Source organism: Vibrio japonicus (genome assembly GCF_024582835.1).
Classification (GTDB): domain Bacteria; phylum Pseudomonadota; class Gammaproteobacteria; order Enterobacterales; family Vibrionaceae; genus Vibrio; species Vibrio japonicus.
On sequence record NZ_CP102097.1, the window covers coordinates 1,085,267 to 1,099,192 of the forward strand.

14 protein-coding genes and 2 pseudogenes are annotated in these 13,926 nt (G+C 40.6%); 9 read left to right on the top strand and 7 right to left on the bottom strand.

Annotated elements, in window-relative coordinates; genetic code table 11:
- Positions 1–166: 166 nt before the first annotated feature.
- Together NP165_RS18275 and NP165_RS18280 are read right to left on the bottom strand one after the other, a co-directional pair.
- The gene (locus NP165_RS18275) at positions 167–664 is read right to left on the bottom strand and encodes a GNAT family N-acetyltransferase (RefSeq protein WP_011080392.1); all 498 of its coding nucleotides are present in this window, start codon (positions 662–664) and stop codon (positions 167–169) included.
- Positions 661–933, bottom strand: a complete 273-nt coding sequence (locus NP165_RS18280; protein WP_257085896.1) for a type II toxin-antitoxin system TacA family antitoxin — start codon at positions 931–933, stop codon at positions 661–663. Before NP165_RS18280 ends, NP165_RS18275 begins: the two co-directional genes overlap by 4 nt.
- 173 nt (positions 934–1,106) lie before the next feature.
- On the opposite strand from NP165_RS18280, the gene NP165_RS18285 reads away from it, so the two are divergent.
- From NP165_RS18285 to NP165_RS18305, 4 genes are all read left to right on the top strand, one after another.
- Positions 1,107–2,066, top strand: a complete 960-nt coding sequence (locus NP165_RS18285) for an IS1595 family transposase (RefSeq protein WP_257085897.1) — start codon at positions 1,107–1,109, stop codon at positions 2,064–2,066.
- A 17-nt stretch (positions 2,067–2,083) separates the two neighbouring features.
- Positions 2,084–2,344, top strand: a complete 261-nt coding sequence (locus tag NP165_RS18290) for a hypothetical protein (RefSeq protein ID WP_257085898.1) — start codon at positions 2,084–2,086, stop codon at positions 2,342–2,344.
- A gap of 144 nt (positions 2,345–2,488) precedes the next feature.
- Complete coding sequence (locus tag NP165_RS18295; protein WP_257085899.1) at positions 2,489–3,016, top strand: PDDEXK family nuclease; 528 nt, start codon at positions 2,489–2,491, stop codon at positions 3,014–3,016.
- Between the two features lie 137 nt (positions 3,017–3,153).
- A complete protein-coding gene (locus tag NP165_RS18305; RefSeq protein ID WP_257085900.1) occupies positions 3,154–3,501 on the top strand; it encodes a hypothetical protein in 348 nt (115 codons plus the stop codon).
- On the opposite strand, the gene NP165_RS18310 is transcribed toward NP165_RS18305, so the two are convergent.
- Entirely contained in the window at positions 3,476–4,429 is a 954-nt protein-coding gene (locus NP165_RS18310; protein ID WP_257085901.1) for an IS1595 family transposase, read from the bottom strand. The genes NP165_RS18305 and NP165_RS18310 overlap by 26 nt on opposite strands.
- Positions 4,430–4,496: 67 nt before the next feature.
- On the opposite strand from NP165_RS18310, the pseudogene NP165_RS18315 reads away from it, so the two are divergent.
- The 5 genes and pseudogenes from NP165_RS18315 to NP165_RS18335 all read left to right on the top strand — a co-directional run.
- Positions 4,497–5,138 (top strand): annotated as a pseudogene (locus tag NP165_RS18315) (hypothetical protein); the annotation flags it as partial.
- Between the two features lie 110 nt (positions 5,139–5,248).
- Positions 5,249–6,159, top strand: a pseudogene (locus NP165_RS18320) (IS5 family transposase).
- Between the two features lie 131 nt (positions 6,160–6,290).
- Positions 6,291–7,151, top strand: a complete 861-nt coding sequence (locus NP165_RS18325; protein ID WP_257085902.1) for a hypothetical protein — start codon at positions 6,291–6,293, stop codon at positions 7,149–7,151.
- Positions 7,152–7,437: 286 nt separating this feature from the next.
- A complete protein-coding gene (locus NP165_RS18330; protein WP_257085903.1) occupies positions 7,438–8,337 on the top strand; it encodes an HprK-related kinase A in 900 nt (299 codons plus the stop codon).
- Complete coding sequence (locus tag NP165_RS18335) at positions 8,321–9,409, top strand: nucleotidyltransferase family protein (RefSeq protein ID WP_257085904.1); 1,089 nt, start codon at positions 8,321–8,323, stop codon at positions 9,407–9,409. Before NP165_RS18330 ends, NP165_RS18335 begins: the two co-directional genes overlap by 17 nt.
- 118 nt (positions 9,410–9,527) lie before the next feature.
- Here the strand turns inward: NP165_RS18335 and NP165_RS18340 are convergent, their stop codons facing one another.
- From NP165_RS18340 to NP165_RS18355, 4 genes are all read right to left on the bottom strand, one after another.
- Positions 9,528–10,703 carry a hypothetical protein gene (locus NP165_RS18340; protein ID WP_257085905.1) on the bottom strand — a complete coding sequence of 392 codons (1,176 nt, stop codon included), beginning with the start codon at positions 10,701–10,703 and terminating at the stop codon, positions 9,528–9,530.
- Positions 10,704–11,070: 367 nt separating this feature from the next.
- Positions 11,071–11,439, bottom strand: coding sequence for an EamA family transporter (locus NP165_RS18345; protein WP_257085906.1), 369 nt, complete (start codon positions 11,437–11,439; stop codon positions 11,071–11,073).
- Positions 11,436–12,860, bottom strand: coding sequence for a UbiA family prenyltransferase (locus NP165_RS18350; RefSeq protein ID WP_257085907.1), 1,425 nt, complete (start codon positions 12,858–12,860; stop codon positions 11,436–11,438). The genes NP165_RS18345 and NP165_RS18350 overlap by 4 nt, the downstream gene beginning before the upstream one ends.
- A gap of 71 nt (positions 12,861–12,931) precedes the next feature.
- Positions 12,932–13,873, bottom strand: a complete 942-nt coding sequence (locus NP165_RS18355; RefSeq protein WP_257085908.1) for a hypothetical protein — start codon at positions 13,871–13,873, stop codon at positions 12,932–12,934.
- Positions 13,874–13,926 lie beyond the last annotated feature (53 nt).

The following is a 13,926-nucleotide window of genomic DNA, read 5'->3' on the forward strand; positions in this document are numbered from 1 at the left end:
ACACTGGTGGAAAACTTCGCCTAACAAGGCGTTTAAGGCGGATTCACAACGCTTGGCGATTTCAGTTCAAGTTGAATTTAGTGTTTAAGGTACAATGGTTTAAGTTTGGTGGTTGGCGTTGTTCACCACTTAACGCGGCGTTAGTTTGCTAAAGGCTATCGGTTAACTAGCCTAAGCTTGCTCTCACATCAGCAATGGTGATGAAGAGTTTATTTTCAGCGTCTTCAAATGCTTGAAAACCATAGCGTTCATAGAAGTGTTTCGCACCGTCTTTGGCGTCAACGATAACAACTGGAAATGCAACGCTATCACTTGCAGCTAATAGCTTTCTGAGTGCGTCGATAAGCAGCCACTCACCAAAGCCTTTCCCTTTGTATCGATCATCGACAGCAAGGCGGGCAATCAGACCACCAGAGGTGGATGATTGGTGTTTTTTTTGTAACTTATCGGGCAATGCCTTTAAGTCAATTGGTGTCATTGTTAGCGTGTAAAAGCCGATGACATGTGAGTTGTCGTTATCATCTTCCAAAACAAACGTTCTGGTGTTGTCTTTTTTTGCTTGCTGACTCGCCATTACTTTTAAGTAATTATTGAGAGCTTCGATACCACAGTTGAATCGGTTTCTATCGTGTTTAGCTTTATCTAGAAGTACCGTATTCATCATTGAGTTTTGCTCTCGTATCGATCAGCAGCAGCTTTTAGTTTTGAGTTCTCTGTAGCAGGGCGGTCTAAAGCTTCCATCAGCAACATAGTATCAGCTTGGCTCAGTTTTAAAGCCTGTTCACGTTCGATGACTTGTTTAGCTTTTTCGATTGCAGCGCTTAGAACAAACGAGTTGATGCTAGACATGCCGGCGATCGCGGCAGCCTTAGTAAGTAAGTCTTGTGTATCGACATCAACTCTAGCGGTGATGCGAGGCAAAGTAGTAGCCATAATTATATCTCCTGTTGTGTCAAAGTGTCACATAGGTATTATGGTCTTAAAGTGTGCAATAAGCAATCTTTGTGTCACTTTGGCACTCAAACTAACAAACAATTTCCTGATTACCACTAACTTTCAGTTACGTGGAGCGTCTATAATTAGAGTATCTGGATGGAGGATTGAGCATGGCAAAGAATCTCATTCAATTTCAAAAAGGTCTCTCAATACATAAATTTAAATTTATGCGCCTATATGGTACGGAAGAACAATGTTATCAGCGGTTGTTTAACATACGGTGGCCAAATGGATATATTTGTCCTAACTGCCACTCTACACACCATTGCCAACTCCAACCCCGCGCACTCTATCAATGTCACTCCTGCCATCAGCAGACGTCTATCACTTCCGGAACCCTGCTGTCGAATACAAAGCTTCCTTTAACGGTCTGGTTTCTCGCCATTTACTTACTCACTCAAGCCAAAAACGGCGTGTCGGCGCTCGAACTCTCGCGGCACCTTGGGATTTCTTATAACGCGTCTTGGAGGCTTAAGCACAAACTGATGCAAGCCATGAAGGAAAATGATGATAAACAGCCGCTTGACTATATTATTCAGCTCGATGATGCGTATTGGGGAGGCAGAACAAAGGGACAGAAGCGAGGAAGAGGCTCACCAAAGAAAACACCGTTGGTCGCCGCGGTCGCCTTAAATGAAGATTACCATCCCGTTTATATGCGAATGAGTGTGGTGAAGCGCTTAGAGAAAGCGGAAATCACGAAGTGGGCCCGTAAGCATGTTGCGCCTAAAACCCTAGCGATATCAGACGGTTTGTCCTGTTTTGACGGGCTTGTGAAAGCCGATATTTATCATGAGGTTGAAACGAAAAGTACCGCAGAAGATTTAGAGGAGTTGCAAGACAAGTACTTTCATTGGGTAGATACCATGCTCAGTAACGTGAAGAACTCGCTACACGGGACTTATCATGCGCTGAGGAAGAAGCATTTACCCAGGTACTTGGCCGAATTTTGTTTTAGGTTTAATCATCGATACCGCTTAGAGAAAATGGTGAGCGCTTTGCTCAGAGCGGCTGTTGAGGCTCCTCCGATGCCAGACAGGTTGCTTAGACTAGCTGAAAGTCGGTGGTAATCAGGTTCTACAATGCATTGAAGTTTATTAGTCAACTAGCTTTTTTTGCTGGCTGTTTGTTTGGTATTTCCACCGTCGTAACTGGTTATAAATATCTTGAACTTAGTCAAGATATGGGGTTAATGACGATGCTAACAGGTGTCGTAGCTATCTTATCCGCTATTGCTTTTCTCGGTTTGATTAATGGTTTTTTATCTATTGTCAAAACTCAAATTGAAACTAGAAATGCGATTATTGAACTTGTTGAAGCAACGAAAAATAAATCAATGAAGGACTAAAAACATAACAAGGCGTTCAAGAGGGACAGTCAACGCGTGGCGACTTCGGCTCAAATCTTGGCATCTGTGTTTTCGGTGGTAAATTGAAGTTTGGTGGCAGTGCGTTGCTGCCCCTTAACGCGGCGTTATGTGCTTGGAGGATAAATGACATATTTGACAGAAAAAAGAATGGGCGAAATTTTTAGTTGTTTGCTTCCAGATGAAGATATCGTTCATGATAAATCTGTACCTGAATCAAGCAATAAAAGAAGACGTCCAGATTATCGTTTTGAAGAACGAAAGCTCATAGTAGAGTTTGATGGAGACTCACATTATTGCCAAGCTAAGCGAATCATAACGGATAAAGAAAAAGATCATGATTACTCTAGTATTGGATATAAAGTAGTCTGGATACCTTACTTCGTTCAAATGAATAGCCATCTATTAGAGCATATATTCGGCTCAGGGCATAGTTTGGAGTTCAATCAAGTTTATGAACATGGCTTTATTGACAAGAAAGCTATACTGCCAGCAGATTACTGCGAATTAGGCGTAAGGCAATTTGAGCAAGATCTTGCTACGTTCTCAGCATTTAAAAGTGATATCGTGAAGTCACTAGAAAACAAAATTTCAGAGCTTGGTAATATAGATCTTGTACTGCCAAGTTCGTTGCATTATTTAGTACGCACATAACAAACAATTTAAGAGTGATTCAGCACGCTTGGCATTTTCGGTTTGGGTCAAGTTTAGTGTTTAAGGTGTTTAGTTTGAGTATAGTGGTAGCGTGCTTCACACCTTAATTGGGCATTAAGTTGAAAGAGGAAAGTTAAATGGAAGTTATTAAGAAAGAGTCTAATAAGGGAGCAGTCTCTAAATTAATGTCAGGAGAGTATCGCTTAGTCGATGTTTTTTGGGCAGGTTATATTATTTTGGGGGCGGTATTAACAAGCTTTGTTACTAAGCTCTCAACGGTGGAAGCAGCAATCGCGGGAGTTATTCTTCTGTCAATCTACTATTTATTCTTGAGCGTAGCTGTATGGAGATCTGCTAATAAATATACTGGAAGAAAGCTTTGGGTGGTTTTAGCAAAGGTTATTGTCGTTCTTAATTTGTTGCAAACTACTGTTAGTATGGGCGCAATCGTTTACCTGATTACCATCGACTTTCAGCTAGTCTAAGCAACCTGTCTGGCATCGGAGGAGCCTCAACAGCCGCTCTGAGCAAGGCTCTCACCATTTTCTCTAAGCGGTATCGATGATTAAACCTAAAACAAAATTCGGCCAAGTACCTGGGTAAATGCTTCTTCCTCAGCGCATGATAAGTCCCGTGTAGCGAGTTCTTCACGTTACTGAGCATGGTATCTACCCAATGAAAGTACTTGTCTTGCAACTCCTCTAAATCTTCTGCGGTACTTTTCGTTTCAACCTCATGATAAATATCGGCTTTCACAAGCCCGTCAAAACAGGACAAACCGTCTGATATCGCTAGGGTTTTAGGCGCAACATGCTTACGGGCCCACTTCGTGATTTCCGCTTTCTCTAAGCGCTTCACCACACTCATTCGCATATAAACGGGATGGTAATCTTCATTTAAGGCGACCGCGGCGACCAACGGTGTTTTCTTTGGTGAGCCTCTTCCTCGCTTCTGTCCCTTTGTTCTGCCGCCCCAATACGCATCATCGAGCTGAATAATGTAGTCAAGCGGCTGTTTATCATCATTTTCTTTCATGGCTTGCATCAGTTTATGCTTAAGCCTCCAAGATGCGTTATAAGAAATCCCAAGGTGCCGCGAAAGTTCGAGCGCCGACACGCCGTTTTTGGCTTGAGTGAGTAAGTAAATGGCAAGAAACCAGACCGTTAAAGGAAGCTTTGTATTTGCCAACAGGGTTCCGGAAGTGATAGACGTCTGCTGATGGCAGGAGTGGCATTGATAGAGTGAGCGGGATTGGAGTTGGCAATGATGCGTAGAGTGGCAGTTAGGACAGATATATCCATTTGGCCACCGTATGTTAAACAACCGCTGATAACATTGTTCTTCCGTGCCATATAGGCGCATAAATTTATGTATTGAGAGACCTTTTTGAAATTGAATGAGATTCTTTGCCATGCTCAATCCTCCATCCAGATACTCTAATTATAGACGATCCACATAACTGAAAGTTAGTGGTAATCAGGATGATAGATGGCAAGTATTTCAAGGATTCCAACGTTCCCCTTTTATTTATTGGCCGGAGTCGGGGGACTATGCCATTTTCATTGATACCGGTATTCAAATGCTGCCGGAGTTTGAAGCTGTCGCTGAGCGGTTACGTGAATTGAAAGAAGGGCGTTCGCAAGATGTTCCAATTGCATTAGTGACTCAGTTCATCGAAGAACATCCAGCTAGTAACGTCGTAAACAAACTCAGAGCAATACTTTCAGAGTGGGACGATACTGCGCCTCTACCGTTTGATGAGTTTTCGACAATTGCATACAAAAGCAGCGATGAGAAAAAATTTTATGACTGGTTGCGTGAACAAGGGTTCTTTTTTAAAACATCGATGAGAGGGCAAAGTGAGGGATTCTTTAATGCATCTTTAGGTTTCTTCTATAACCGAGAGCTGGGGATGTACTTTGCTGGTGGTAAAGGCAGTCCACAAAGCAAAATCGAAACTTTTAGCCATTTATACGTGATAAAACATTCGTTTGACGCATTACCTGAGGAGGTAGAAAACCTGTTTGATGTTTATCACTTAAGGCATCGCCTACCAACCGTAACGCCTTATCCATTTAAGCATCTACGTGAATATGCTGAGATGCAACGTTTTAAATCTTGATAACAGACTCAGTAAATGAGCTAGTAGTGAGGGCTTTGTTGCGTAATTCAATTGAACTTAATCAGGAAGTTACGATCTGATCGGCTACACCCATAACTTCATGTAGCCTCATGCCAAGACCTCGTTACAAAACAACCAACTGGAAGCAATACAATCAAGCCTTAATAAACCGTGGTTCCCTGACCTTTTGGATTGATGAGGAAACGATAGCCGAATGGAAGCAAAGCAAACAGGACAAACGAGGCAGGCCTCGTCAATTCAGTGACCTAGCTATTACTACCGCACTGATGGTAAAACGCATTTTCTCTATGCCATTGAGAGCGCTGCAAGGTTTCCTAGACTCCGTATTTAAACTGGCTAACATACCGCTTGTTTGTCCGCATTACACCTGTATAAGCCGTCGAACTAAGGAAGTTAAGGTTTCATTTAAAACCAAAACCAGAGGCGTGATACAGCATCTGGCTATTGATGCTACTGGCCTCAAGGTTTATGGCGAAGGTGAATGGAAGGTCAAAAAGCATGGTACTGATGGGAAGCGCAGAGTCTGGCGTAAGCTACATTTAGCAGTAGATACCAGCACCCACGAAATAGTCGCAGCAGAACTGAGTTTATCTCACGTCACCGATGCCGAAGTTCTTCCCAACCTACTTAAGCAGACACGTCGTAAAATCATTGAAATATCAGGCGATGGTGCTTATGACACAAGACATTGCCATGATGCAATACGGATCAAGCGTGCGGTTCCGCTCATCCCACCAAGGGAAGGAGCAGCCTTCTGGGAACAAGGACATCCTCGCAATTTAGCGGTAGGTTGTCAGGCTCGAACAAGAAGTGGAAAAGGCGGTATGGCTATCATAAGCGCTCGCTATCAGAGACAGCAATGCATCGAGTGAAACAGTTGCTAGGTGGAAAGCTAAGCCTAAGAAATTACAACGCTCAGGTTGGCGAGACTTACGCAATGATCAAAGCGCTGAACAAACTTACAGGGCTAGGTATGCCCAAAACTCAGTGCGTTGTTTAATAATTATTCAATTTTAGACATCTTCGCTTTCCATTGGAATTACGCAACAAAGCCATTCCCTAATCACGACGACGACCTAAACGGAAAAAGCATCACACTTCAGACTAGAATTTTTGGCTTAAGTCTAATGTGTGAACTACGCTAAATTTGTTGTGATTAAGAAATACCCTTTTGAAAACAACTTGGTGGAAGCGATGGAAAGCAAAAAGATACAAGAACCAAAAAAAAATGATGATGTTGAGAAACAATTGGAAGGGAACGATAGCGGAAATGTTAATACTCGTTCGCGGTTCTCAAGAAGACGCTTTATCCGTTCAACCGCGGTAGCGTCACCAATATTACTATCAGTGAAAAGCCCTGTAGCTTGGGGGGGGGGCTTACCTAACGAGCAATACAGTATTGCAATGTACTTATCAGGTAACGCGTCGCATCCTCAAAGCACTCAAATCAGCGCCAGAGCACCTGCCTACTGGCTTAACACTTTCCAAGGTGGAAACGAAATTGTCCTAAATGAGCTGAACAATAATGGCTGCTATGCTTCTACACAACTTTATACTCTAGTTCCCCTGAACTTTAATACTTGGCTAAGTAACCGTGTAGTCAGTAACAATTGGCAATACAAATTGGATGCCATTTCCGACAACCCAACATTACTTCAATCAGTTCAAACGGATCTCAGCGGTTCATTTAGCTTGTGGGTGGATTTTAAAAAAAATAAAAGCAATACTGCGCGAGTCGATATTCTAAATAACGTTAGCGCCTGTCACTGTTGTGTAGTAACTGGTTATCTTAACGGTATCTTTCATCCAATGCCAGTTAACTACATCGGTGATTCCAACTATGTCAGAAACTTATTCATTGATGCTATTAATCAATCCATCAATTTAATTCTATCAGATCTTGATAAGAACAGGTTTGAAGGCCCCAATTCACCAAAGTACTCGCAACCAATTAGGGAACTTAGTAATACCCTCAATACCTGGGATTCATAACATTGAGAGCATTCTTAACCAAAGTCTATGAACATTAAAGTCAATGAAGAATACTGTATATATGACTGTGTTTTTTTTAGTGAACATGATGCTGTGATATTCAGCCCATTCACCATTGAAACATTGCTTTGTGAACGGTCCGTTTTAGATTTTTTAGTGTCATTAAGTAATAAAAATCGAAGTGTTCCCATCGAAGAAATGATGGAAGAAAATCATGAGCATATTGATGAGATTATAGAAAAACTGGTTTCGATGAGGATAATTTTACTCAAGGAGTGAGTGGTTAATGTTCCTTAAAACAAGAAAATATCTACTACAAGTAGGAAATTTTTCTTTTGAGATAGAGTCCGATGTATCCTCTATACATCACTATCTTACAAAGCATTATCAACACAACCTTCGCCAAAACGACGGTCGTCAGTTTGTTGATTACTATGTTTCTATAAGGCATGGTCATTGGCTACGCAGATTATTTAAGCCTCAAGTGGAATTTTTCTTTAATCACCTCAAACCTTTTAAGCCTTTACCGCTATCCCAAGCCCATGCGTTCTTGGAATGGGGGATGAACTGGATTCTATCCACACAAGCTCATCAGTATCTAATAATTCATGCCGCATCTTTGGAAAAAAATGGTAAAGGTGTCATCATATCTGCCCCTTCAGGATCAGGGAAAAGCACCCTTTGCGCATACTTGGTTTCTCAAGGCTGGCGTTTAATGTCGGATGAGCTAGCGTTAATTGATACAGAAACATTAAGTATGCATGGCTTAGCTCGTCCAATAAATTTGAAAAATCAATCCATTGACGTAATCAAGCCACATTACAATAACGATAGTTTTAGCAAAGTTGCAATCGATACTCATAAAGGAACAGTTTGCTTACTTAAGCCTCCACGATCGAGTATTGAGCAAGCACAGCAACCAGTAAAGCCTAGCCTACTGGTGTTTGTGAATTACAACGAAGATGAAACTATATTCATGGAGCATGTGGACAAACCAATAGCGTTGACAGAGATAATCAAGAATAGTTTTAATTTCGGGATGCTCAACCTCAAAGGTTTTCAATGCGCAAAAAAACTAGTTCAATCTTGTGACGCAATATATGTTGAATATAGCGATTTAAAGGCGTGTAACTTAGCATTAACTAATTACTTAGAAGAAGATATTAGCTGTGATAAAACTTGTTGACGTATTAGCTAACCCTGAAGCACTTATCAATCTACCGCCCTCAGCATTGTCTAACATCATTGCTGAGGCTAGATATTACAACATGCTTGCTCAACTTAAGTACATTTGTGAAAGTAAAGGTTACTGGAACGCGCTGCATAATCAATTTAAGCAACATTTGGACTCTGGCTATCTATTTTATGTTAATCAGCGTAAACAGCTAGCAAATGAAGCAGAGCAAATAGCCCAAGTATTAACCCCTCTGAAAGTGAATTGGGTCTACTTAAAAGGAGGAGCATATCATCTAAGTGAAATGAAGTGTTTTTCTGGTCGAATGATGAACGATATTGACATTCTCGTCGAAGAAAGAGACTTAGCGCGTGTTGAAGAAGCATTTAAAATCAATGGCTGGCTCTCATCCGAAATAAGCAACTATGATGACAAGTTTTACCGAAGTTGGTCCCAAGAGATCCCGCCATTACGACACTTATACAGACAGATTGAACTCGATGTTCATTTCAATATTCTCCCTAAAACACTAAAAGAATCTTTAGATGGAAGGTACTTATTCGAAGAGTCAACCGTCCTAAATGCCAACAGCTATGAAAAGGTTATGAAACCGCACGCCATGCTCATGCATAGCGCTATTCACCTTTTTTACGAAAGTGAATACCACAAGGGCCTAAGAGATCTTTATGACATATACATTCTGATCAACGCTTTTGGTAAAGAAAGTGAATTTTGGCGCAACTTGATAGATCTCCAACATAAAGTTGGCAATGAACGATCTGTATATTGTGCTCTTAGGTATAGTCGTAAAGTTTTCAATGTTGATATCCCATCAGATATCTTAGAATACTACAACCAATATAAGCCCAATACGTTCTACCTCCGTTTACTAGACTTCTGCTTTCTGAATGTGTTTACTTCTAACTACCCCCCCTATAGAAAGTTTGGTTACACTCTGTCTGAACTGGCACTTTACCTACGAGGTCATCTGAAGAGAATGCCATTAAGATTACTCGTCCCCCACCTAGCAAAAAAATCCTTTGATAAATTCAAAGTAAAAGAAGAAATACACGATTTGATTTGATTCAAAATCTGACTGTATGAACTAGTACCCTCTATTGGCAAGGGTTCGAAAATTTCGTGGTGATGATCAAATATCATATCGTTGATTAGCGCATAGATCTCACATGAAACACTAAGCATTAGTTTACCTCAGAGAAACTCCCCTTTAGACGCTTGAAAATGGAGTGAGGTAGAAAAGCTACGAATAGTGCTAATACTTTCTCCTTTGCTGAGAATTGATGCCCAACCTCCTGTGCAAGACTCCTAATTTCCTGAATGAATGGGTCACTACGTTTCTTATGATTCAAAATATGCTCAGCAATATACCAACTTCTTCCTTTCTCCCATTTTGATAAATCAAACACCTCATGATAAGAGTGGATTTTTCCAATGAGTTCCAACGTTAATAATGTTCGACCACACTTCCAACAAATTGAACAATTGTCAATGCGGTTTGGTGCAATGCAAACATTCAGCAGTGAATATGAGTTTTTAAAACTTGAAACTAAGCGTGTTTTATCAATTCGTGAATGTTGCCCACCACTTGAGATAAACGTTATTTCTTCTGTAGAGAATAAATGTATTGATAAAGGATCAATGTATCCTATGTTGTATGTCGGTGTTACTTGAGTATGTTTGTATTGATAGGCAGAAGCATATAAAAACTTATCATACAGCCCGTGCAGTACTAACGCACAAGCCGCATTTCTTAATACATGGGTTTGCTGAAAAGAGAGAGCGATAAAATCATCCATGTTAGAGTCAATGGGTATTAGCTCCTTGTTTAGGCCTCTTTGAACCCGAGATAGCTGTTCATATTTTTCATCAAATAGCTGAGTTGGAACAGCACCAACGTTGTTGAATAGAAGTTTGGTTAAGGTGTATGAGGGGGTTGTCTTATTTTCGAAGTGTTCAGAAATTGTGCAAAAAGAATCGATACCACCGGAAAAACCTGTTGCCGCACCTAGTGACTTATCATTTATAAGTTCTCCACGTGTAGTTGTTAAGTTTTTAGGCGTAACAGAAATAATGGATAGCTTGGGAGCTATTTCTTTCATTAATGGCATGAAATAATTTTGGAGGTTGTAGAAAAGGCTTTCAGAAATATCCCCATCTACAATGATATCTTCCCCTAGTAACATTGCTTGTGGTAGTAATGCCACCAAAAACGCATCAGCCCTATTCGGTTGAATGTTTTTAGCGTATTGGATAGGGACTGAAAACCATAACTCTTTACTTTCTCCACTAATTTCTATCACCGAGGCAAAGATAGAGCGATTACGTTTGCTGTAAACTTCGGGTAAATTTATTTTCATTCTGGCTTCCTAGTCATCGATAAAAAGGCTGTAGGTTCCATCCTTCGCTAAAGCACATTTCTAAATGTGATCTGCTGGCGTTTTCTAATCAAGTGATGATTCCTCTACGGGTGTTAGTCGCAGTGTTACTCATTCTTTTCTTTGTTGGGGAGATCGGCTTAGTTTAAGTGTAGAGGCTTTTGATTTTTATGCAGAGTTTGCACTCTATAATGGCTTTGATGTGATGGACGCACCTCTCTTCTAGCCTCGTTGTACCAAACTATGGTGCAACCACCCTGAAAAACGTCGCTTATCATTAAAAAATACAGCATATATAGTGAGGGAAAAAACAAAAGCTTTATACTTAGAACAAATGGTAAGGTCTCAATTATTTAGATATTAATAACACTCCTACTAGTATCATCAGCGTACCGATAAGTTTGGTTGATGTTATGGGCTCATTTAAAAACCAATACGCAAATAGCATAGTGCCGATAAAGCCTAGTCCTACAAAAGGGTAGGCTTTACTGACATCAACTTTTGCTAACACCCCTAGCCAAATTGCTGCACTAGACACATAAGAAAACAGCCCACCGAGTATAAAAATATTCGTTAAAACCGTAGATACGCCAGATATCAAGCCAATATTGAATGAAGCTTGGACTGCTGGGTTAGACATGCCTTGTTTCAATAGAATCTGAGCTAGTACAGACAATGAAACACTGAAAAGGATGAGCGTGATAGATATGACATTCATAATAATTGCGCCGCTATTGCTACCAATCCACAAAAACCAATGGTCGCCAGGCTTCCCTTATCTTTCATTGAAAAAACAATAGGATCATGGTGCATTTCGCCGCGGTGGGTTTTTATCCACATCCGCATAAGCCAATAACATAGCGCAGGAACGATTAACCAGAGTATATTTGGATGTTGGTATTGGTTCGTGAGTACATTGTTGTTGATGTAAAAGCAGAACATGAGTACTGACAACAAGGCAGATGACGCACCAAAGCTATTTAATATGGCGTAGTCGTTAATTGTGTAATCTCGACCTTTTGCCCTTTGCTTTCCTTCGCTCTCCATAGATTGAATCTCCGAGCAGCGTTTGACCAAGGCTAACGACAAAAAGATAAAAATAGAAAATGCTAATAACCAAAATGAGACGACCACACCTATCGCTGCTGCCCCTGCCAATATTCTTATCGTGAAAAGCAGTGCAAGCGCTACAACGTCCATGGCTACATGCTGTTTAAGCTTGATGGAATAAAAAACCGTTAAGCTTAAATACGCAAGTAAAACGATGGAAAACTGACTGCCAAGCGATACTGAAACTGCGAAGGAGAAGAGGAGCAAGATAAAGCCAGCTAACACGCCATTTTTTATACTGATCGTTCCTGCCGCTAATGGCCGAAATTTTTTTTGGCTGTGCGCTCGATCCGATTCGAGATCCAAAAGGTCATTAAGTATATAAGTGGCTGATGCTAAGAAGCTAAATGCAAAGAATGCATATACTGCTGTGGTGATGTTGTTAATGTCTGTAAAACCGCCAGACACCATTAGTGGCACAAAAATAAGCAGGTTTTTTAACCATTGATGAACTCGTAGCTGCTTAAACCACACTTTTATGCTTGTCGGGGAAACATCAAAGGTTTTGTCGACTTTAAACTTAGTCGCTTTCTTCTGTGCGTTATAAGAAGGATTAACCAACACGCTTTCTTCAGCATGAGCAAAGATATCGAAATCGACAGCGTCGTTGCCAGCATACAAAAACCTGGGGCTTATCTCTTTAATTTTTTTTAATTTATCTTTACCTTTTAAGTTAACACTCTGATTACTGCTAATGTAATCATCAAAAACCTTATGATGATTAACCACTTCTTGAGCGTACCTCTCATTAGACGCTGTGGCTAAATATATCCGTCTTCCTTTACTTTTCTCCGTTTGTAAAAACGAAAAAAACTCGGTATTTAAAGGCAGGTTTATGACATCAATATCGGCATGTTTAGAGAGTTGGTACTTAATGTATGACTTGCCTTTAAATAACCAAAAAAAGCTATAAAAGAGTATCAGCGGATTTTGTTTGAAAGCCGCGATAAAGCTTTCAAATAGCAGATCGGTTTTTGTGTAAGTCCCATCTAAATCGACAAACAAGGGATAAAATTCATTGTCTTCCATAACTGCCCTTAAGCATCTTAGCTTTTCAGTACGTAACCATCGTTCCTGTTGGAAAAACGTACATTGGATTTTTATCTTAGCGTTTGTATGGTGTGGTTAATCATCTTGGTGTAGAGATCATTAGAAAACCTTGTGGGACCAATAAAATGTATTAAAGACACTTTGCCTAAGTATTCAGATAGCCCATTGTGATTAGTGTCATAATTAGGGAATCCATGATTATGGTACTTTGGCCAATTTAAAATCTGGCTACCTTGACATAATGATTGCATGACATTGCTAGAAAACTGTTCTGTTCCCCATTCTGACCAAGTTTCTTTTCCCAGCTGTTTTTCCATTGTTTGAGAGACTTCCGACAACAGCGTCCGTAAGTTCGAGCCTTTAGGGAAACCGGCGAATGCGGCGCAACCTCGTAGGTAATGCGTTATGTGCAGATCCTTAAGAGCAACAAGGTTCATTTCCGCTTTCGCTTGCACATGATCAACATTCCAACTTTCCGCCAACTGAGACATATAATCGATAGGCACGGGGTCTGGAAACATGGGACCACCGATAGAAAAGCCTAGGTTATCGTTAACTTGTTGGTGTATTTCGGGTAATGCGCCAATTGTGACAGTGTCACTGTCCAATTGTATAACGTAGTAGTCCTCTGTTCTCTTGAGCAAGTGACAAAGCCTTTCCCAACACCCGCCTTTAGGACAGTCCGCGATATCTATGTCAGTGATCTCAACAATAGTGACTCCCTGTATATGCTGCTGCAGTAAAGAGAGATCTGTTTCCGTTAAACTTCCGTCGTTAATCAGTTCAATTTTGCAATGTCCAAACTTCTTCACAAAAGACTTAATTGCAATTAGCGACATTTTTACTGCGGCATGATGCACCTGTGATAACACAAGGACATTTGAATCTTCGACGCTTTGGATAGGAGGAGTCTCAATGACATTTAATAGTGCTTTATTAAACTTAATGATATTCCGCTTTTTCGCTAACTTATCTATTATATTTTTCACCATGCTTCCCATGCTCTCAGTGAAGTTAAGATCGGACCTGGAAAAGTGACAAATGT

Bases quoted from the DNA above. Each gene is read 5' to 3' on its own strand.
- NP165_RS18340 (WP_257085905.1), bottom strand. From the start codon at position 10,703: ATGAAAATAAATTTACCCGAAGTTTACAGCAAACGTAATCGCTCTATC.
- NP165_RS18310 (WP_257085901.1), bottom strand. From the start codon at position 4,429: ATGGCAAAGAATCTCATTCAATTTCAAAAAGGTCTCTCAATACATAAA.
- NP165_RS18355 (WP_257085908.1), bottom strand. From the start codon at position 13,873: ATGGTGAAAAATATAATAGATAAGTTAGCGAAAAAGCGGAATATCATT.
- NP165_RS18330 (WP_257085903.1), top strand. From the start codon at position 7,438: ATGTTCCTTAAAACAAGAAAATATCTACTACAAGTAGGAAATTTTTCT.
- NP165_RS18350 (WP_257085907.1), bottom strand. From the start codon at position 12,860: ATGGAAGACAATGAATTTTATCCCTTGTTTGTCGATTTAGATGGGACT.
- NP165_RS18275 (WP_011080392.1), bottom strand. From the start codon at position 664: ATGATGAATACGGTACTTCTAGATAAAGCTAAACACGATAGAAACCGA.
- NP165_RS18280 (WP_257085896.1), bottom strand. From the start codon at position 933: ATGGCTACTACTTTGCCTCGCATCACCGCTAGAGTTGATGTCGATACA.
- NP165_RS18345 (WP_257085906.1), bottom strand. From the start codon at position 11,439: ATGAATGTCATATCTATCACGCTCATCCTTTTCAGTGTTTCATTGTCT.
- NP165_RS18305 (WP_257085900.1), top strand. From the start codon at position 3,154: ATGGAAGTTATTAAGAAAGAGTCTAATAAGGGAGCAGTCTCTAAATTA.
- NP165_RS18285 (WP_257085897.1), top strand. From the start codon at position 1,107: ATGGCAAAGAATCTCATTCAATTTCAAAAAGGTCTCTCAATACATAAA.
- NP165_RS18295 (WP_257085899.1), top strand. From the start codon at position 2,489: ATGACATATTTGACAGAAAAAAGAATGGGCGAAATTTTTAGTTGTTTG.